15 protein-coding genes and 3 pseudogenes are annotated in these 19,045 nt (G+C 52.6%); 7 read left to right on the top strand and 11 right to left on the bottom strand.

Annotated features, from left to right (window positions below):
• Nucleotides 1–42: 42 nt before the first annotated feature.
• From potI to nfsA, 7 genes and pseudogenes are all read right to left on the bottom strand, one after another.
• Nucleotides 43–889: pseudogene (gene potI / locus O1V66_RS06150) on the bottom strand (putrescine ABC transporter permease PotI).
• Nucleotides 886–1,839 carry a putrescine ABC transporter permease PotH gene (gene potH / locus O1V66_RS06145; protein ID WP_045048015.1) on the bottom strand — a complete coding sequence of 318 codons (954 nt, stop codon included), beginning with the start codon at nucleotides 1,837–1,839 and terminating at the stop codon, nucleotides 886–888. The pseudogene potI and the gene potH overlap by 4 nt, the downstream one beginning before the upstream one ends.
• 16 nt (nucleotides 1,840–1,855) lie before the next feature.
• Nucleotides 1,856–3,004, bottom strand: coding sequence for a putrescine ABC transporter ATP-binding subunit PotG (potG, locus tag O1V66_RS06140; RefSeq protein ID WP_045048016.1), 1,149 nt, complete (start codon nucleotides 3,002–3,004; stop codon nucleotides 1,856–1,858).
• 222 nt (nucleotides 3,005–3,226) lie between these two features.
• Nucleotides 3,227–4,336 carry a spermidine/putrescine ABC transporter substrate-binding protein PotF gene (gene potF / locus O1V66_RS06135; RefSeq protein WP_045048017.1) on the bottom strand — a complete coding sequence of 370 codons (1,110 nt, stop codon included), beginning with the start codon at nucleotides 4,334–4,336 and terminating at the stop codon, nucleotides 3,227–3,229.
• 492 nt (nucleotides 4,337–4,828) lie between these two features.
• Nucleotides 4,829–5,312: pseudogene (locus tag O1V66_RS06130) on the bottom strand (type III secretion system chaperone family protein).
• Nucleotides 5,313–5,586: 274 nt separating this feature from the next.
• Nucleotides 5,587–6,489 (bottom strand): 30S ribosomal protein S6--L-glutamate ligase, encoded by a 903-nt coding sequence (rimK, locus tag O1V66_RS06125; RefSeq protein WP_045048019.1) that lies wholly within the window; start codon nucleotides 6,487–6,489, stop codon nucleotides 5,587–5,589.
• Between the two features lie 18 nt (nucleotides 6,490–6,507).
• Nucleotides 6,508–7,231, bottom strand: a pseudogene (nfsA, locus tag O1V66_RS06120) (oxygen-insensitive NADPH nitroreductase).
• Between the two features lie 328 nt (nucleotides 7,232–7,559).
• Here nfsA and O1V66_RS06115 point away from each other — a divergent pair.
• Complete coding sequence (locus O1V66_RS06115) at nucleotides 7,560–7,826, top strand: GrxA family glutaredoxin (RefSeq protein WP_045048021.1); 267 nt, start codon at nucleotides 7,560–7,562, stop codon at nucleotides 7,824–7,826.
• Between the two features lie 81 nt (nucleotides 7,827–7,907).
• On the opposite strand, the gene ybjM is transcribed toward O1V66_RS06115, so the two are convergent.
• Entirely contained in the window at nucleotides 7,908–8,276 is a 369-nt protein-coding gene (ybjM, locus tag O1V66_RS06110; RefSeq protein WP_052673418.1) for an inner membrane protein YbjM, read from the bottom strand.
• A 300-nt stretch (nucleotides 8,277–8,576) separates the two neighbouring features.
• On the opposite strand from ybjM, the gene O1V66_RS06105 reads away from it, so the two are divergent.
• A complete protein-coding gene (locus O1V66_RS06105; protein ID WP_045048022.1) occupies nucleotides 8,577–10,259 on the top strand; it encodes an aspartate:alanine antiporter in 1,683 nt (560 codons plus the stop codon).
• 252 nt (nucleotides 10,260–10,511) lie between these two features.
• Here the strand turns inward: O1V66_RS06105 and O1V66_RS06100 are convergent, their stop codons facing one another.
• Nucleotides 10,512–10,757, bottom strand: a complete 246-nt coding sequence (locus tag O1V66_RS06100) for a hypothetical protein (protein WP_045048023.1) — start codon at nucleotides 10,755–10,757, stop codon at nucleotides 10,512–10,514.
• Nucleotides 10,758–11,196: 439 nt separating this feature from the next.
• On the opposite strand from O1V66_RS06100, the gene O1V66_RS06095 reads away from it, so the two are divergent.
• Together O1V66_RS06095 and ybjG are read left to right on the top strand one after the other, a co-directional pair.
• Nucleotides 11,197–11,754 carry an isochorismatase family protein gene (locus O1V66_RS06095; RefSeq protein WP_045048024.1) on the top strand — a complete coding sequence of 186 codons (558 nt, stop codon included), beginning with the start codon at nucleotides 11,197–11,199 and terminating at the stop codon, nucleotides 11,752–11,754.
• Between the two features lie 372 nt (nucleotides 11,755–12,126).
• On the top strand, nucleotides 12,127–12,750 hold the full coding sequence (gene ybjG / locus O1V66_RS06090; RefSeq protein ID WP_269128215.1) for an undecaprenyl-diphosphate phosphatase: 624 nt from the start codon (nucleotides 12,127–12,129) through the stop codon (nucleotides 12,748–12,750).
• A 58-nt stretch (nucleotides 12,751–12,808) separates the two neighbouring features.
• On the opposite strand, the gene O1V66_RS06085 is transcribed toward ybjG, so the two are convergent.
• Nucleotides 12,809–14,077 (bottom strand): serine hydrolase, encoded by a 1,269-nt coding sequence (locus tag O1V66_RS06085; RefSeq protein WP_045048026.1) that lies wholly within the window; start codon nucleotides 14,075–14,077, stop codon nucleotides 12,809–12,811.
• 419 nt (nucleotides 14,078–14,496) lie between these two features.
• Here O1V66_RS06085 and O1V66_RS06080 point away from each other — a divergent pair, with 419 nt between their 5' ends.
• Nucleotides 14,497–15,204: an HAD family hydrolase gene (locus O1V66_RS06080; RefSeq protein ID WP_045048027.1), complete on the top strand. Its 708-nt coding sequence runs from the start codon at nucleotides 14,497–14,499 to the stop codon at nucleotides 15,202–15,204.
• A 26-nt stretch (nucleotides 15,205–15,230) separates the two neighbouring features.
• Here O1V66_RS06080 and O1V66_RS06075 read toward each other — a convergent pair whose 3' ends face one another.
• Nucleotides 15,231–16,154, bottom strand: coding sequence for a LysR family transcriptional regulator (locus O1V66_RS06075; RefSeq protein ID WP_045048028.1), 924 nt, complete (start codon nucleotides 16,152–16,154; stop codon nucleotides 15,231–15,233).
• A 153-nt stretch (nucleotides 16,155–16,307) separates the two neighbouring features.
• On the opposite strand from O1V66_RS06075, the gene O1V66_RS06070 reads away from it, so the two are divergent.
• A complete protein-coding gene (locus tag O1V66_RS06070) occupies nucleotides 16,308–17,735 on the top strand; it encodes a M20 family metallopeptidase (protein ID WP_045048029.1) in 1,428 nt (475 codons plus the stop codon).
• Nucleotides 17,732–19,018, top strand: a complete 1,287-nt coding sequence (locus O1V66_RS06065; RefSeq protein WP_045048030.1) for an MFS transporter — start codon at nucleotides 17,732–17,734, stop codon at nucleotides 19,016–19,018. Before O1V66_RS06070 ends, O1V66_RS06065 begins: the two co-directional genes overlap by 4 nt.
• Nucleotides 19,019–19,045 lie beyond the last annotated feature (27 nt).

Raw genomic sequence — 19,045 nt, 5'->3', positions numbered from 1 at the left:
CTTGTTGCCCTTTATTTTCTTGTTATGGTCTCGTCACGAGAATCAATGGCGCGTCGCTTTCTGCATGTCCTTGACGCGCTGTTTTTCGGCTCGGTGCATAAACCACCACGCAATGATGCCGATAATCCCGACCACCAGCAGAATCAGCGTCGCCAGCGCGTTTATCTCGGGATTGGTGCCCAGACGCACACTCGCAAACACCAGCATCGGCAAGGTCGTTGACCCCGGCCCCGCCACGAAACTGGCAATCACCAGGTCATCCAGCGACAGCGTAAAGGCCAGCAGCCACCCCGACACCAGCGCAGGCGCTATCATCGGAATGGTGATGATAAAGAAGACCTTAAGCGGCGTAGCGCCGAGATCCATCGCCGCTTCTTCAATCGAACGGTCCAGTTCGCGAAGACGCGCCGACACCACGACACAGACATAGGCACTACAGAAACGTCACATGCGCGAGCCAGATGGTAAACATACCGCGTTCGCTCGGCCATCCAAAAGAGTGCCCCATCGCCACGAACAGCAGCAACAACGCCAGACCCGTAATGACGTCCGGCATGACCAGCGGTGCCGTCAGCATAAAGGCAAAACCCGTCGACCCTTTGAAGCGGCCATAGCGCACCATCACCACCGCCGCGAGCGTGCCGATAACCACCGCCATGCTGGCCGCCGCCGTCGCAATGGTCAGACTCATGCTCACCGCGCTTATCATTGCCGAGTCATGAAACAGCTGTGTATACCAGCGTGTCGACCAACCTGCCCATACCGTAACAAGCTTGGAACTGTTGAACGAGTAAATGACCAGCATCAGCATGGGCGCATAGAGGAAGGCGAATCCCAGCACCAAAATCACGATTCGCCACGGCGAGCGCACAACCGGTAACGGATTCATTGTTTATCTCCCAACTCACGATTCTGATACTTATGGAACCAGATAATAGGCAGGATAAGCAGCAACAGCATCACCACCGCAACCGCAGACGCCACCGGCCAGTCGCGATTGTTAAAGAATTCCTGCCACAAAATACGGCCAATCATGATGCTGTCCGGCCCGCCGAGCAGTTCCGGTATCACGTATTCGCCCACTGCCGGAATAAACACCAGCATCGAACCGGCGATGATTCCGCCCTTGGTCAGCGGCACTATCACCTTGATAAAGGTTTTAAAGGGCTTGGCACCTAAATCCAGCGAGGCCTCGACCAGCGAGTAATCCAGTCGGGTCAGCGCCGTATAAATCGGCAGCACCATAAACGGCAGATACGAATAGACGATGCCGATATAGACCGCCAGATTGGTGTGTAAGATAACCAGCGGTTGATCGATAATCCCGAGCCACATCAGGAAATTATTCAGCACGCCGTTGTCTTTGAGAATCGCCATCCAGGCATAGACGCGGATGAGAAACGAGGTCCAGGACGGCAGAATCACCAGCAGCAACAGAATGTTACGCGTTGCCGGCGGACTGTGCGCTACCGCCCAGGCCAGAGGATATCCGATGACCAGACACAGCAGTGTGGAGATGGCGGCCACTTCCAGCGACTGGAGATACGACTCGATATACAGCGGGTCATCGGTCAGCTGAATGTAATTGCCAAAATTCATTGCAATATCGAGTACGCCATCCGCCCAACTCATCAGATCCGTATAAGGCGGAATGGCACGCGCCATCTCGGCGAAGCTGATTTTGAGCACGATTAAAAACGGCATGACAAACAGCAGAATAAACCATACCAGCGGCAGCAGAATTACCAGCTTTCTGCCGTGTGCCTGCCGCAAACGGTTGAACCCCGAACGGGCCCTGCCCGGAGGTTGCGCCTCGGGAACTGGAGAAACATTAGTCATAATTGTTTACCTCGCCCTAAACGGTTAACACAACGCAGCTGTCCGCTTCCCAACACAGGCGGACTTCGTCACCCCAGGTCGGCATTCCTTTACGGAAGCGGTGGCCGTTTTGCAGCTGTGCGGTGATCATCTGGCCACTGTGCAGTCTGACGTGATAGATGGACAGGTCGCCCAGATAGGCAATATTGACCACTTCACCAACCGCAAAATTACAGCCATCGGCGGGCACGTCTTCGCAGAGCATGATTTTTTCAGGACGCAGCGCAACAAATGCTGGCACGCCGTCAATCACGGAAGCGTCGGAGGACACCTTGAGCGGATGCACCAGCCCCGGACTGCGAATAATCAGCGCCTCTTCCTGACGGGCTTCCAGCAGGCCTTCAAACACATTCACCGAACCAATGAATTCTGCGCTGTAGCGACTGTTCGGATGCTCGTAGATCTCTTCCGGTTCACCTATCTGCACGAATTTTCCACGGTTCATGATGGCAATGCGCCCTGCCATCGTCATGGCCTCTTCCTGGTCGTGTGTGACCATGACGCAGGTTGCGCCCACCCGCTCAAGGATATCCACAACTTCAAGCTGCATACGATCGCGAAGTTTTTTGTCCAGCGCGCCCATAGGTTCATCGAGCAACAGCAGTTTCGGGCGTTTGGCCAGACTGCGTGCCAGAGCCACGCGCTGACGCTGACCGCCGGAAAGCTGGTGCGGCTTGCGCTTGGCGAACTCCTGCATATGCACAAGCGTTAACATCTCGGCCACTCGCGCCTTGATATCCGCCGACGGCATCTTGTCCTGCTTCAGGCCAAAGGCAATATTCTGCTCGACGGTCATGTGCGGGAACAAGGCGTAGGACTGAAACATCATGTTGATCGGACGCTGATAAGGCGGTACCTGCGAAAGGTCCTGCCCGTCAAGCACGATTTGACCGCGAGTTGGCGATTCGAATCCGGCCAGCATGCGCAGCAGTGTAGACTTGCCGCAGCCTGATGCGCCCAGCAAGGCGAAAATTTCACCTTTGTAGATGGTCAGGTTCACATCGTCGACGGCAGGTTGGCCGTCATAGTTTTTCGACAGATTACGAATTTCCAGCAGAGGGGATAAAGCTTTCAGCGCTTTCTCCCCTTTATTTTGCGACTGAGGGCGTGGCGTTGCATCATTCACTCAGGGATATCTCCGTCAAAGCGAGTTAAAAAGGTTTCTATATAGCAAGAGATATAGAGAGATAATTCAAGCATAACAGTCCCGTCGGAATTCGTCGGAATCATTGCTTATTAATGAATGGAATCAGCGCGGAAGGTGAAAAGCGAAGCGGCCCCGAGGTCTTTCCGGAGCCGCTGGTCACGCGGTATCGCTTTTCAATACATAGCGTCTGATGCTGGCGAATTACTTGCCGCTTTTCACTTTGGTCCACGAACGGGTGATCACGCGGTCAATCTTCGGATCCTGAACTTTCAGGGTGAAGAGTTTGGCGCGCACCTCGGCCGATGGATAGATGCCCGGATTGTTGCGGATTTCCGGTTTCACCAGCGGCGTTGCGGCCGCATTGCCACTCGCGTAATACACCGCGTTGCTGATACCTGCCATCACTTCCGGCTTCATCAGGTAATTCAGGAACTGATAGGCTTCGTCGGTGTTTTTGGCATCGGCCGGCATGGCGAAGACATCAAAGAACGCCAGTGCGCCCTCTTTCGGAATGCTGTAGGCAATATTGACGCCATTTTTGGCTTCTTTGGCACGGTTTGACGCCTGAATCACGTCGCCCGCCCAACCCACGGCCACACAGATATCCCCATTTGCCAGATCGTTGATGTACTGGGAAGAGTGGAAATAACGAATGCTCGGACGCAGTTTCAGCAGCAGATCGGTTGCCGTGGTGCTGTAGTCGCTGGCCTTGGTGCTGTTAGGGTCAAGATGCAGATAGTTCAGCACGGTGGCATAGATTTCAGCCGGAGCATCGAGGAAGGACACGCCGCAGCTTTTCAGCTTCTCGAGGTTTTCAGGTTTCAACACCAGATCCCAGCTGTCGACCGGCGCATCCTTGCCTAATGCCGCCTTGACCTTGTCGACGTTGTAACCGATACCGGTCGTCGCCCACAGATAAGGGATGGCATATTTGTTGTCCGGATCGTGCTTGCCCACCATTTTCAGCAGTTCGGGATCCAGGTTCTTGTAGTTGGGCAGTTTGCTCTTGTCGAGCGGTTTGAATACGCCCGCCGCCACCTGACGTTCCAGGAAGCTTGCAGAAGGCACCACCAGATCAAATCCGGTGCTGCCCGCCATCAGTTTGCCTTCGAGCACCTCGTTGGAGTCAAAAACGTCGTACACCACTTTAATGCCGGTTTCTTTCTGGAAATTGGCGATAGTGTCAGGCGCGATATAATCGGACCAGTTATAGATGTGCAGCGTTTTGTCTTCCGCAGACGCAGCGACTGAAGCAGCCATCGCCACACCGGCAATCACGCCGGACAACCATTTTTTACGCAGGGTAAACATCCGTTATACCTCCAACAGGGGTGATAAATGAGGGGGAACGTCCCCTTAAAACTGCACCAGTTGATGCGGCAGGCGTTGCGCACACATCAGTCACGTTAATACATAGCGTAGTCAAAACTTTACTTATCGAGACATTTTGTTGCCTCTCCGGGCACCCACGCCAACTGCATAGACATGCAGACGCAAACCTTGTTGGCGTATGATTAAACACTTGGTTTTTCACGGTATACGCCGCTCCCTGTCTTCTTTGCAGCATAACGCCGTGAGGCACGTCACACCATACCCGAAGACAAAAAAGACCATTCATCGATTATTTATGCAGTTTTGTCTATAGCCTGCGCCATTTCCCCGGATACAAAGAGAAATAAGGCGTAATAAAGAGTAATGATTAGCATAAAATAGCGTGAAACATCACAAAGACAGCGCAGCCATCGGAATGGCTGCGCTATTTATAAACAGGTTGGTGGGAAAATCTGCCGAACGGCGAGTTAATCAGTGAAGCAAAGGCACGTTGAGGTTAACGACAGGCGCACCCTCTTCTTCGTCGCCTAAAAACAGAAGCTCATTGGCATGGGCTTCAAGGATTATCATCGACATCTGCTCTTCGCCCTGTTGCAGGAAATGGGCAAACTGTTCGAGGGTGATGCCGACCACAACGCTAATCGATTGACAGACAATCAGTTTTGGCAGGTTGTCGTCCTGAATATCCACGAAGGCCTTGACGGTCAACGAACTGGCGTTGATTTGGCTGAGGTCGGCAACCAGCGGGATAAGCGCCGTAGGTTTTACCTCCGCCAGCGCGGAAAACAGAATAACGCCGTCAACCAGGTCGACCTTGGCATCGAACCACGCCGTCGAAATTTTGCATATGGGGCAGATGAAGAGCCTGACAGGAATCACACTCGAAAAATGAGATGCCCAACTGATCAAGCCAGCGTCTAAGTAACGCCAAATCAGGGACGGTGAGTGAATCCATATATGCAGCCTCAGTGTGTCGAAAAGCACGATGACAAATCGAAAATTTCGGAACTTGAAATGAGCCGATGTAATATCGACGTAACAGGTCATTTTAAGCGAATGTTTAAGAGCCACAGCTTACGGAAATTTCCCGATAAGCGCCACGATCAATGCCGAGATTCGCCGCTATTCGCTTAAAATATGGGTGCCTTTGTAACAAAAAGCGGCAATTGCTGCTTTATTGATCGCCCTAGGCGCAGTATCCGCAGGCATGGGGGAAACTGGCCGTCACCTTACCCGCCGGACTTGAGTTTGAATCCGGGTTTGGCGCGGTGCTCGAGGTAATCTATCATCATTCCGGCAATATCCAGCCCCGTTGTGGTTTCAATTCCCTCCAGTCCGGGTGAGGCATTGACCTCCATCACCAGCGGGCCGCGCTCGGCACGCAAGATATCTACGCCCGCGACATCCAGACCCAGCGTATGCGCGGCCTTTAACGCCATCTCTTTTTCCTGTGCGGTAATCGTCACCTTTCGGGCCGTTCCACCGCGATGCAGGTTGGAGCGAAATTCGCCGGGTTTGGCCTGACGCTCAATCGCCCCGACCACCCGCTTCCCGACCACCAGACAGCGAATATCGCTGCCATTGGCTTCACGAATATATTCCTGTACCAGAATATTGGCGTTGAGGCAGCGAAAGGCATCAATCACGCTTTCCGCCGCCTGACGGGTTTCGGCCAGCACCACGCCAAGCCCCTGCGTGCCTTCCACCAGCTTCACCACCAGCGGCGCACCGCCGACCAGAGCAATCAGGTCAGCGGTATCATCGGGGGAATGGGCAAAACCGGTGATCGGTAAGTCGATACCGGCGCGGCCAAGCAACTGCATGGAGCGAAGCTTGTCTTTGGCGCGCGTAATGGCGACCGATTCGTTCAGGGGAAAACTGCCCAGCATCTCGAACTGGCGCAGCACGGCGGTGCCATAAAAGGTAATCGCCGAGCCGATTCGCGGAATGACTGCATCATACTTGTCCAACTGACGCCCGCGATAATGCATGCTGGAGGCGGCACAGTTGATGTTCATATAGCAGGAGAGCGGGTCGATGATATCGATATGATGACCCCGCGACTCCCCTGCTTCCTTGAGACGCCTGCACGAGTAAAGGCTTCCGTCGCGCGAAAGTATGGCAATTTTCATCAGACACTCCGAGGTCTTCTAGCGCGTGATCCAGCCTTGTTTATGCAGCGCTGCCAGCATAAAGGGACGCTGTTCTTTCTTGAGCGTGCGGATAATCAGGTCGCTGAAATTGTCACGGCGGGCATTGCTGTCGCGACTGGCGTAATAGGCTTCAAGCTCGGCATCGTATTCAGCCAGCACGTTTTTATCCAGCGGCTGATAGCTATTTTCATGCACCAGCATACTTTGCGGCATACGCGGCTTGAAATCGTTGACGTGCGCAGGATGTCCGATACAAAAACCAAATAAAGGCAGCACAAATTTCGGCAGTTCCAGAAGTGTGGCAACCTCTTCGACGCGGTTGCGGATGCCGCCGATAAACACGCCGCCCAGCCCGAGCGACTCGGCGGCCGCCATCGCGGTTCTGCGCCATCAGCGCGGTATCGACGCATCCCAGCAACAGTTGCTCGGCAAGACCCAGCTCGGCCTCGGGATTGATTTGCTGATTGCGATTGAAATCGGCGCAGAATACCCAGAACTCTGCGGCCTCGGCCACCCATTGCTGGCCGCCGGTGTACTCGACCAGCGTTTTGCGCTTTTCGGGATCTGTGATGCGAATAATGGAGGAGCACTGTAAAAAGCTTGAGGTTGAGGCAGCCTGAGCGGCAGAGATAATGGCTTCACGCTGCTCGTCGGTGACCGGCTGGCCGGTAAAGGAGCGCACGGAACTGTGCGCGCGAAGCAGGTCAATCGTAGGCGTCATAATACGTTTCCTTGGGAAAAATCGAAGCGAAAAGTGTGGCGTAAAGCAGGCAATAATTCCTGTTCGGCGTCACCATTGCAAGCATGGCCGCACGATTTGATCTCCTCCGGCTCGCCCTGATGCGCAGCTTTTCGGCAAAGCGTCGGGAATATGTCCAGATAGGCACAGCACATCAAAGCGACAGGTAATTCCTGCTTTTTTTACTCGTCGAGACAGGCATAGTAGCGGCAGGTAGTGAGAGCTATGCGCTAATTTAAAAATTTCTGCGATATCTTTCTCAAATTTACAAAGTCCTGGTCTTCAGGCGAAATTAAATCAAGGAGTCTCCATGTTTGCAGTAATTTTCGGGCGTCCTGCGTGTCCTTATTGTGTTCGTGCAAAAGAATTAGCTGAAAAACTGACCGAAGAACGTGATGATTTCAACTTCCGTTACGTTGATATCCATGCGGAAGGCATCAGCAAAGCCGATCTGGAAAAGACCGTGGGCAAGCCGGTAGAAACCGTTCCGCAGATCTTTATCGACCAGAAACACATCGGTGGCTGCACTGATTTTGAAGCTTACGCAAAAGAAAACCTGGCGCTGTATCAGTCTTAATCGACCTCGATACAACGCTGCACGGTGAGCGAAGCAAAATGAAAGGCACTCTGAAAAGAGTGCTTTTTTATGACTGGACCTTTAGCTCGAGCGAATCCTTCCCATAACGCGATAGAGAATGACAAACATGGCCCCGAGCATCGACCAGAAAACGGCACTGACGAGATAGGCCAACTCCTGCCAGTAGCTGCGTATTTCGAGCAGGAAATAGTGGCGGATAATCAGACACAGCGGCACGCTAATTAATGCGCTAATAAACAAGGCCACAAAATGTTCACCCCGGCCGACAAAACAGGCCGCCATTCCTGGAACAAGGTAGAGCAGCATACATAAATCACCTTGGGGAATAATTCTATTAACAGAAATGACATGACCCTTTAACGAAATAAAAACAATAATAAATAATATTGCCTGTAAAGCGCCGCATAAAAGGGAAAAATACTTTTTCACGCCTTCTCTCCATAGTTGATGATCGTCCACACCTTCGTGTAAACGCTGCTTTGCTCAATAAAAGCAGGGACCTGAAGCCCTATCCATTGGGCTAGATAATTGTTTTTACTCTTAAACACGGTGCAGGGCTAGCCGCCGATCGGTTCAAGGTCTAGAATATGGGCCGTGATTTCGGATAAACAGTAACAGCAATAAAGAGAGTGTTAAAAGCGAAATAATTTTTCTTAAGTCGCTTCATTGAATTTATCCTGTGCTGTTATATATTTCAATAAATTGCTGGTAACCAATAAGTAATACTCTGTGAATATAAATGTCGCTAGTTTGTTAAATGGTAACTACATCCTTTTACTTTTTGTGGTGCTGGCGCTTGGCCTGTGCTTAGGAAAGGTTCGACTGGGTTCGGTTCAATTAGGTAATTCCATTGGCGTTTTAGTCGTCTCCCTCCTGCTCGGACAGCAACATTTCAGCATCAACACCGAGGCGCTCAATCTCGGCTTTATGCTGTTTATTTTCTGTGTGGGTGTCGAAGCGGGTCCGAATTTCTTTTCCATCTTTTTCCGCGATGGCAAAAACTACCTGATGCTGGCGTTGGTCATGGTCGGCACGGCGATGCTGCTCGCTTTTGGACTTGGCCGCTTCTTCGGCTGGGACATCGGCCTGACCGCCGGTATGCTGGCGGGATCGATGACCTCGACACCCGTGCTGGTCGGCGCGGGTGATACGTTGCGCAATACCTTGGGCAGCCCCAAAGTGCTTGGCCCCGAGCTTGACAACTTAAGCCTCGGCTATGCCCTGACCTATCTTATCGGCCTTGTCAGCCTGATTTTCGGCGCACGATATCTGCCAAAACTTCAGCATCAGGATCTCTCCACCAGCGCGCAGCAAATTGCCCGCGAGCGCGGGCTGGACACAGACAGCCAGCGAAAAGTGTATCTGCCGGTGATTCGCGCCTACCGCGTAGGGCAGGAATTAGTGGCCTGGGCAGACGGCAAGAACCTGCGCGAACTCGGCATTTACCGCCAGACAGGATGCTATATAGAAAGGATCCGCCGCAACGGCATACTCGCCACGCCCGACGGCGACGCAGTGTTGCAGTATGGCGATGAAATCGCGCTGGTAGGCTATCCCGATGCCCATTCACGTCTCGACCCGAGTTTCAGAAACGGCAAGGAAGTTTTCGACCGCGATCTGCTCGATATGCGCATCGTGACGGAAGAAGTGGTGGTGAAAAACAACAATGCCGTGGGCAAACGCCTCAGCCAGTTGAATCTCACCGATCACGGATGCTTTCTGAACCGCGTGATCCGCAGCCAGATTGAAATGCCCATCGACGACAGTATTGTGCTGAACAAGGGCGATGTATTGCAGATAAGCGGCGACGCACGGCGTGTAAAAAGCGTGGCCGAGCGCATCGGGTTTATCTCCATTCATAGTCAGGTCACGGACCTGCTGGCGTTTTGCGCCTTCTTTATTGTCGGCCTGATGATTGGTCTGATTACCTTCCAGTTCAAGAGCATTACATTTGGTATCGGTAATGCGGCGGGCCTTTTGTTTGCCGGTATCCTGCTTGGCTTCCTGCGCGCCAACCACCCTACTTTTGGTTATATTCCGCAGGGTGCATTGAACATGGTAAAAGAATTCGGCCTGATGGTGTTTATGGCAGGCGTAGGACTCAGCGCCGGGGCGGGTATTAACCACGGGCTTGGCGCGGTTGGCGGTCAGATGCTGCTTTCCGGTTTGATAGTCAGTCTGGTTCCTGTCGTAATCTGCTTTATTTTTGGCGCCTATGTCCTGCGGATGAACCGCGCATTGCTGTTCGGGGCCATTATGGGCGCGAGAACCTGCGCACCCGCCATGGAAATCATCAGCGATACCGCCCGCAGCAACATTCCGGCGCTGGGCTATGCCGGAACCTATGCCATCGCTAACGTATTGCTGACGCTGGCCGGTACTTTGATAGTGATAATCTGGCCCGGAAGCTAAAATAAGCCGTTGAGCCGCAAGGCAGTTCTAAAAAACAATAAATATTTGTATTTTTTTTGAACCGCCGAGAACTTTCGATTCTGGAAGTAGTCTGAATTATTGCCACTGCTTTTCTTAGAAGTCCCCATATTGGAGAGCCCGATAACCCCGCCTGCTTAGGTTCAAGGTTATCGGGTTTTTTCTTGCCTGAAATTCGGCAATGAAAAACCCGCATTGCTGCGGGTGAGTGTGAAAATGAATGTGCGGTGTAGGTTAGCGGTTGTTGATCCATTTCGAGCGGGTAGATGACGAGTCTTCCATGTAACTGGCCTTGAGATCGGCGATATAGACCTGAAGTCGCTGTTTCACCTCTTCGTCCTGTTCTGCATCCACTTTCTTGGCGACGTTGTTTAAAACCATTCCCGCCTCAATGACGCCAAGCCGGTTCAGAATCTCGGAAATGAATAAAATCGTGATTTGGTCACGGCATGACTGTTCGAATTCAGAAGCAGTAGACATGGTGTCTCCCTATAAAAAGGTCATTAATGCCATCCAACAGGATGTTAGTTAACCAATATTAATGTTAGACACATTTTTGATCTTGAGAGAACTCATCGGGTTAATAAAAGTAAAATTTCGGAACAACGTCGTGGTCGCTAAAACCTAAAAACAGATCGTTTCAGTTTTCGGTGTTCGAGCATAAACATTTCATCAAAAAAACTTATGTTTCGGTATTGACGGATTTTTTACCTGATGAGATAGTCAAATCATGAACCTGTATCGCGCACTGACCCGAACCCCAACGACAACGATTACCGCTTGCGGTGGGTCGCAGGTCGTCGTGGATAACAGTGCGCAATAAAGCGTTTCAAGCACAGTAACACTACTTCCCTAGCCCCGCCGAGAATGGCAGGGGCCGCTTTTTCTCCTGCTGTAACGGCATTTCAAGGAGAAAGATATGCCCTCAGCCTCATCGATGCCCAATCTGGCCCTGTTAGTTATTGATATGCAAATCGGCCAGTTTTCGGTCGAGCCCTTTCCCTTTCAGCATCAGCTGCTGTTGACCAATATCAACCGTCTAATTGAACACTTTCATCTTCAGGAGCAACCGGTGTTTTTCATTCGGCATGCTGGCCCTGCGGGTTCGCCTTATGCTGCCGGTGAGGCCATCTGGAATCTTGTCCCTGAGTTGAAAAGAGATGAAGAAAAGGATGTTATTGTCGACAAAGTTCGCGCCAGTTGTTTCGAGGGTACGCCGCTTACCGAATTACTTCATCAGCAACAGATTGGCGAGGTCGTGATCGTGGGGCTGAAAACTCAATATTGCGTAGACACCGCCTGCCGCTCGGCAGCACTTTCTGGATTTAAATCGATACTTATCTCTGATGGACACAGTTGCATAGATACGCCGCAACTCAGCGCAGAGCAAATTATTAATCATCATAATGCCTGTTTGCATGGCCCTATTTCCCGAGTCATGAGCACCGACATTTTTATTGATAATAAAAACACCTGATCGGAATATAACAGCAAGAATATTGATAATTATGGCCAGGAAATACCTTGGCCATAATTTCGACAACCTGATAGATTAATAGTCAACCAAATGTAATTTAAGACTATTCTTGAATGCTGTTTCATTTTTAAACGATTGAATCCTTAATTTAAGCTTATCTTAAGATAAAGGCTTTAATATCAAGTCTCTTGCTTACCTAGACAGAAGTTAAATGAAAGACAGATATTGCGCAATGTCGCTTTACGCTTCATGAAGTTAGTCCTAACGTGGAACTGATGCTGTTATTCACGGTCAGTAGGTCAGTAAACTTGGGTTAGTGAATGTAATTAACTTTTCGGCGCCTATTTTGCCGGCAAATAGATGAGGGTATTTATGGAGCAGCTTAATCACACGCTGTTTACCTGGATCAATGCGACACCAGATTCGCCAAAATGGCTATTGAGTATCGCGCTATTCCTGGCAAACGATTTAATATTTATTGTCCCGGTGCTAATCGTCACGCTTTATCTTTGGGGACACCACCACCGCATAGCTTTCCAGCGCGAGTTAGTGAGCAAGACGGCTATCGCTTTGGTGTTTGCCATGGTCTGCGCCAAAACGCTCTCCGAGCTATTCCCTCATGCGCGGCCGTTTATGGAAGGTTTTGGCTACAACTTCCTGCACCACGACCCTGACAGCTCGTTCCCGAGCGATCACGGCACCGCTATCTTCACCTTTGCTCTGGCATTTTTGTTCTGGCATCGCGTCTGGTCCGGCACCCTTTTCCTGGTCGTCGCGCTTGGAATTGCCTGGTCTCGCGTTTATGTGGGCGTGCATTGGCCGTTGGACATGGTGGGCGGCTTGCTGGTCGGTATGCTGGGTTGCCTGGTTCTCGCAGCTGATTTGGAATCTGTTTGGCAACGCAATCAGCGCCATGCTCGACAAAATTTATCGCTTCAGCTTTGCGCTGCCTATTCGCAAAGGCTGGGTCCGCGAATAACGGCATTGGGAATCTGATGGGCATAAAAAAGGCGAGGAATTTATCCTCGCCTTTTTTTGCATCAAAAATTCGAAATTACGAAGCAGATTTTCCAAACACGCTGTCGTACAGACCGCTGATTTTCATCATCACGAAATCAATGATTCGGCTGAAGAAGCCACCTTGTGGCACATCGGCTTTCGCCACGAGTGGACGTTGGTCGATGACTTTACCATCCAGCGAGAAGTTGATGGTGCCAACCACCTGATTTTTGGTAATCGGCGCTTCAAGCTGTGGATTGGTCAGCGTGAAACTGGCCTTCAGATTTTTGAGCTGCCCTTTCGGGAACGTCAGCGAGGCATCTTCCGCTACGCCAAGCGGCACCGTTTTGTCGGCTCCGAACCAGACACGCTGGGTGGTGAAAGCATCTGCGGCCTTGATTGGCGTAATGGTTTCATAAAAACGGAAGCCCCAGGTCAGCAAGGATTCGCTTTCGCTGAAACGAATGCGATCGCTTGGCGCACCCATGACGACCGCAATCAGGCGCATTCCGCTGGAATCGACCGCCGAAGACACCAGATTGTAGCCCGCGCCCGACGTGTAGCCGGTTTTAATGCCGTCAACGTTGAGATTGGTGCTCCACAACAGGCGGTTACGGTTGACCTGGCGAATTCGGTTAAAGGTAAATTCTTTCTCTTTATTGAGTGCATACTCTTCCGGCGTATCGTGGATAAGCGCGCGGGAAAGCAGTGCCATGTCGCGAGCCGAAGTATATTGCCCGTCAGAGTCCAGACCGTGTACAGTTTTGAACATCGTATTGCCGAGATTCAACTGCTGCGAGTAGCGGTTCATCAGGCCCACGAAGGCATCCTGACTGCCGGCAACATAATCACCCAACGCGATACTGGCATCATTGCCTGATTGAATCACAATCCCTTTGTTCAACTCGGATACCGGCACCTGATCGCCGGGTTTGAGGAACATCAGGGAAGACCCGCGCAGTACCGGATTGCCGGTCGCCCAGGCATCCTTACCCACCGTGACCAAGTCACTTTCGTGAATCTTACCGGATTTAAGTGCCTGACCTACGACGTAGCTCACCATGATTTTACTCAGGCTTGCCGGGTCAAGGCGGGCATCGGGCTGTGACTCGGCAATGATTTTGCCGCTGCCGTAGTCCATCAGCACCCAGGATTTTGCGTTAATTTGAGGGGCGGCAGGCGCGCCCGGCGTTGCAGTTGCAGGGGTAAGCGCGACCGGTTTGGCCGGTGCCGTGTCGGCATGCGCTACAGGAAACGTCAGCAGAAAAACCGTGCCGCTGAACGTACAAAGAAGGTTCCGTTTGGATAAGAGAGAAATTGTCATAGGTTATTAGCGCTTCTGTCCGGGTAACTGAAAATCGGTTTATCTTTCAATCAGGTCTTTGAAGATGAAGTAAAAACTCGACCGACGTAAAAACTAACGTTTTATCCAGCGATAAGAAACCACTCCATTGTAAAGTTTCTTCGAATAGTAGACTTTAATGCGCTTTTGTCTGCTTTACATCCTCTAATTAGACGAAATTTAAACAAAATTTTCGCTTTCCACTTTTCATCGGCTAGCTTAACGATCCCACTCCCTGTAAATCTAAATGATCTGTCAACAATTTGGTAAATTCAGAGAAATATCAGATTCTGGAGTCTGGCGAGCCAATTTCATACTAAAAATATTCTTATTTCGTATAACTGTTCACAGTTTTTTCCACTAACCTCAATTTACATCGACCAAAAATGCAGGAACCGGTTATGGATTTAGCGCTGTTCGACCTCGACAAAACGCTGATTTGCGATGACAGTGCCAGTCTTTGGCTGCAATGGCTTATCTCTCAGGGTTATACGTCACCCGCTACCCTGCAAAACCACCAGCGACACATGCTTTCTGCCACCGAATATACCGATACTCCGCCCGACCCCCACAGCATTGCATCCTATTTGAAACTGACCCTTGGCCCCATGAGCGGATATCACTGCCGCACCGTTTCAGGCTGGGTAGAACGTTTCGTTCATCGCGATATCCTGCCACGTCTTTATCCGCAGGCCCGTCAGCAGATTGCCTGGCATCGCGAACGAGGTGACGTAATCGCGCTGGTCTCCTCCTCCGGAGAGCATCTGGTTTCTCCGATAGGCAGACGCCTCGGCATCGATCAGGTGTTTGCGCTGCAACCTGAAATCACGCAGGATCCCCTGTGCTTTACCGGTGAAACCACAGGAGACATCACCTTCCATCAGGGAACCGTCGAGCGCCTGCAAACCTGGCTCGCCCAACCCGCTACGCCGCGTTTTAGCACTCTTTATGCCTATACCGATTCGATATTCGATCTACCGCTGCTGGAATTTGTCGACAAGCCGACGGTGGTCAATGGGTGCCCTGCACTGCGCCAGATGGCGGTTGAAAAAGGGTGGCCGAGCCTGACGTGGACACGTCATCCGGCCCGGCAGACGGCGTATTCCTGAGCCTTATTCCAACCTGTTGAGAGACGTTAAAGGGCAAAGTCGCGTTCAAACGCGGCGCTTTCCCTTGCCAGCAGATCACAGCTGAAATCGATAAACTGACTCAACGCCGCCGAACGATGTTTACCCGCCTGTGTCTGTAGCTGCAGGGTGCGCTGATTCAGCTGCTCGATATTGATGGATTTAAGGATTAACCCATCGGTGCGGGCTTTGAACAGCACAGAGAAATGGCTGCAGGCAACAATTGCGCCGGGGGTCTCGCGCATGAAATCGTAAAGCGTACTGAAGCGATTACAGCTGAGAGCAGGCTCGAGGAAAATACCGCTCATGCGACAGGAAAGGTCGAACAGCTGGCGGATAGTGCTGGTCGGTTCATTGAGCGCCAGCGGATAGGCATGTAAATCCGTAAGCTTGATATCAGCGGCCGCCAAAGGATGATCGGGTCGCATCGCCATTCTGACTGTGGCCGGATGCGATGCCAGCACATCTACCCCACGCTCCGGCGACAGGCTGAACTGCAAGGCCAGATCGCAGTCGCCGCTGCGGATCATCTCCGACACCTGCAACGCCGTCCCGACATTGAGATAAAACATCACGCCCGGATTGATTGCCCTGAAGCGGGCAAACATCTGCGGCAGCAGGTCAAAGGCCGGGCCATCGGTACAGGCCATACGAATCACGGTGCGGCGAACCGCTTTTAACCCCTGAATTTCGGCAATCGCAAACTCCATATCCATCATGCTCTTACGCACATGATTTTCGAGAATTTGTCCGGCGTCATTAAGCACCATGCCCCGCGCGTGGCGCTCGAACAACGTCGCGCCGATTCGCGCTTCCAGCTGTTGAATCTGCCGACTGATAGCCGAAACGGCAACAAAAAGCTGCTTGCTGGCGGCACTGAGGGAACCGGTGCTGGCCACCGCCATAAAATAACGGATTTCGGTACTCTGCATGATTGCCCCTTAACTGTGCATGCCTCTCTTTCGTGCATGCCAGCGTTATAATTAAAGCAACGCTACATTGCAATTATTATTATTGTAGCAACGCTCGGAATGCTAGTAGATTGAATCGATAAAAACATAAATGACACAACATCAGGACATTTTATGACAGTGGAAAAAACGGTAGCACAAGCTCTGGGCTGGTTCGACAGTGGGGAGTTCAGGCAGGTTTTGGCGCGTCGCGTGGCGATGCCAACGGAAAGCCAGTCAGCCCTGCGCGACGACGCGCTGTTGAGCTATTACGAACAAGAGATAAATCCGGCGCTGGTCGCCATGGGCTTTGGGCTGCAACTTATTGAAAATCCTCATGCAGCCAATCGTCCTTTCCTGATTGCCACCCGAATCGAAGACCCGGCTTTACCTACCGTGCTGAGCTACGGCCACGGTGACGTGGTCTTCGGCGACGATGAAAACTGGCGTGAAGATCTCACTCCCTGGGAACTGAAAGAAGACGGCAACCGCTGGTATGGTCGCGGCAGCGCCGACAACAAAGGGCAGCACAGTGTCAATCTTGCGGCACTGGAGCAGGTCTTTGCGGCCCGCGGCGGCAAACTGGGATTTAACTGCAAGCTGCTGTTTGAAATGGGCGAAGAGATAAGTTCGCCGGGGCTGGCTGAAATCTGTCACCAATATAAAGACGCGCTGAGTGCCGATGTGTTTCTGGCCTCGGACGGCCCACGCCTGAGCGCCGAGCGCCCTACGCTGTTTCTGGGTTCACGCGGCGCGGTCAACTTCCGGCTGAGCGTCAACGCGCGTGACAAAGACTACCATTCCGGCAACTGGGGCGGCCTGCTGCCTAATCCGGGCACCCTGCTTGCCAATGCCGTCGCCTGTCTTGTCAATGCACACGGCCAGCTTCAGGTCGAGGCCCTGAAACCGCCTGCGGTCAGCGCGGCTATCCGCCAGATTCTCGCCGACGTCGAAGTGGCCGCCACGCCGGGCGACCCTGAAATCGATATTCACTGGGGAGAAGCGGGTCTGACACCGGCCGAACGCCTGTTCGCGTGGAACCAGATGGAAGTGCTGTCTTTCCTGACCGGTAATCCTGCCAGACCGATGAACGCCATTCCGGGCAAGGCGACGGCGGTGTGCCAGCTGCGCTTCGTGGTCGGCACCGACTGGCAGAATCTACAGCAGCACGTCCGCGAGCATCTCGATGCCCACGGTTTCCCGCAGGTGGAGGTTGAATTCCTGCGCGGCTCGCCTGCCACGCGCTTTGATCCGACCGACCCGCTGGTTGACTGGGTTCTTGACGTCATGTCGAAAAGTAGCGAGAACAAGCCTGCGTTGCTGCCAAATCTTGGCGGTTCACTGCCCAACGAAGTGTTCGCGGATATCCTCGGCCTGCCTACCCTGTGGGTGCCCCACTCCTATCCGGCCTGCGGTCAGCATGCGGTGGATGAACATATGCTGATTTCGATTGCCCGCGAAGGGCTTGAGATAATGACCCGCCTGTTCTGGGATTTGGGCGAACGCGGTACGGCGCTGCTCGATGCCCACCACGCACACGCCGCCAAAGGCGGTAAACAATGAGCCAGATTTCCTCACTCAAGACCGCCGCGATGCAAGGCAGCACCGTCAAGCCCAGCCTGACCAAAACGCTGTTCGTCACCTGCATCGGCAATGCGCTGGAATGGTTTGATATTGCGGTTTACGGCTTCTTTGCGGCCTATATTGCCCGCGCCTACTTCCCGACCACCGATCAAACGGTATCGCTGTTGCTGGCATTCGGCAGCTTCGGCGTTTCGTTCCTGATTCGTCCGCTGGGCGCGGTTGTGCTGGGCGCCTTCGCCGACCGCGCCGGTCGCAAGGCTTCGTTACTCGCCTCTATCAGTCTGATGATGGTGGGCAGCCTGATGATTGTCGTTACGCCGTCCTACGCGACAATCGGCATCGCGGCACCGCTGCTTATTCTGCTGGCCCGTCTGATTCAGGGCTTCTCGGCGGGCGGCGAATTCGGCAGTTCCACCGCGTTTCTGGTGGAACATTTCCCGGAGCGCAAAGCCTACATTGCCAGCTGGCAGTTTGCGACACAGGGTGCCAGTACCTTGCTGGCTTCGGCCTTTGGTCTGGGTCTGTCGCAGTGGCTATCGGAAACGCAGATTCAGGATTGGGGATGGCGCATTCCGTTTGCGTTCGGATTACTGATTGGTCCGGTCGGGCTTTATATCCGTCGCAACATCACGGAAGCAGAAAGCTTTGTGAAAGCAGACAAGACTGCCACGCCACTCAAAACCCTGTTTGGCAAGCAAAAATCGTTACTCTGCATGGCGATTGGCCTGATGGTGGTGTCAACGGCGGTCAACTATATGCTGAACTATGTGCCGACCTACGCCACCAAAACCCTGCATTTCTCGGGCCAGATTGCCTTCACCGCAACCCTGCTCGCCGGGGTGATTTTGACCGTCGCCACGCCGCTGATGGGCCTGTGGGCTGAAAAAGTGGGTCGACTGCCGCTGATGTGGGGATCGCTCATTCTGCTGCTGGTCACCATTTATCCGGGATTTTGGTTGATGACGCATTACACCACCGCGTTCTCGCTGGTGGCGCTGGTTTGCTGGATGGCATTGCTGAAATCGGTCTACTTCTCGGCAGTGCCGTCGATGATGGCCGACCTGTTCCCGGTGGGCACTCGCGCAAGCGGCATGGCTATCGGCTACAACATTGCCGTGACCGTGTTTGGCGGCTTTGCGCCGTTCATCTGTACGCTGTTGATTAGCGCCACCGGCACCAGCCTGGCACCCAGCTACTATCTGATGGCGGTCGCCTTGCTCTCTCTGTGGGCCTTGATCAAATCCCGGCAGGTTCGTCGATAACAGACGCAGCCTCGCCGATGCGGGTCG

Origin of the sequence: Rouxiella chamberiensis, assembly GCF_026967475.1 — a bacterium.
Lineage (GTDB): Bacteria > Pseudomonadota > Gammaproteobacteria > Enterobacterales > Enterobacteriaceae > Rouxiella > Rouxiella chamberiensis.
The sequence above is the reverse complement of the archived record's forward strand: the minus strand, read 5'-3'. Positions and strand labels throughout refer to the sequence as shown.

Bases quoted from the DNA above. Each gene is read 5' to 3' on its own strand.
- O1V66_RS06075 (WP_045048028.1), bottom strand. From the start codon at position 16,154: ATGCAGAGTACCGAAATCCGTTATTTTATGGCGGTGGCCAGCACCGGT.
- O1V66_RS06085 (WP_045048026.1), bottom strand. From the start codon at position 14,077: ATGACAATTTCTCTCTTATCCAAACGGAACCTTCTTTGTACGTTCAGC.
- potH (WP_045048015.1), bottom strand. From the start codon at position 1,839: ATGACTAATGTTTCTCCAGTTCCCGAGGCGCAACCTCCGGGCAGGGCC.
- potF (WP_045048017.1), bottom strand. From the start codon at position 4,336: ATGTTTACCCTGCGTAAAAAATGGTTGTCCGGCGTGATTGCCGGTGTG.
- O1V66_RS06065 (WP_045048030.1), top strand. From the start codon at position 17,732: ATGAGCCAGATTTCCTCACTCAAGACCGCCGCGATGCAAGGCAGCACC.
- O1V66_RS06095 (WP_045048024.1), top strand. From the start codon at position 11,197: ATGCCCTCAGCCTCATCGATGCCCAATCTGGCCCTGTTAGTTATTGAT.
- O1V66_RS06115 (WP_045048021.1), top strand. From the start codon at position 7,560: ATGTTTGCAGTAATTTTCGGGCGTCCTGCGTGTCCTTATTGTGTTCGT.
- O1V66_RS06100 (WP_045048023.1), bottom strand. From the start codon at position 10,757: ATGTCTACTGCTTCTGAATTCGAACAGTCATGCCGTGACCAAATCACG.
- O1V66_RS06070 (WP_045048029.1), top strand. From the start codon at position 16,308: ATGACAGTGGAAAAAACGGTAGCACAAGCTCTGGGCTGGTTCGACAGT.
- O1V66_RS06080 (WP_045048027.1), top strand. From the start codon at position 14,497: ATGGATTTAGCGCTGTTCGACCTCGACAAAACGCTGATTTGCGATGAC.
- ybjG (WP_269128215.1), top strand. From the start codon at position 12,127: ATGGAGCAGCTTAATCACACGCTGTTTACCTGGATCAATGCGACACCA.
- rimK (WP_045048019.1), bottom strand. From the start codon at position 6,489: ATGAAAATTGCCATACTTTCGCGCGACGGAAGCCTTTACTCGTGCAGG.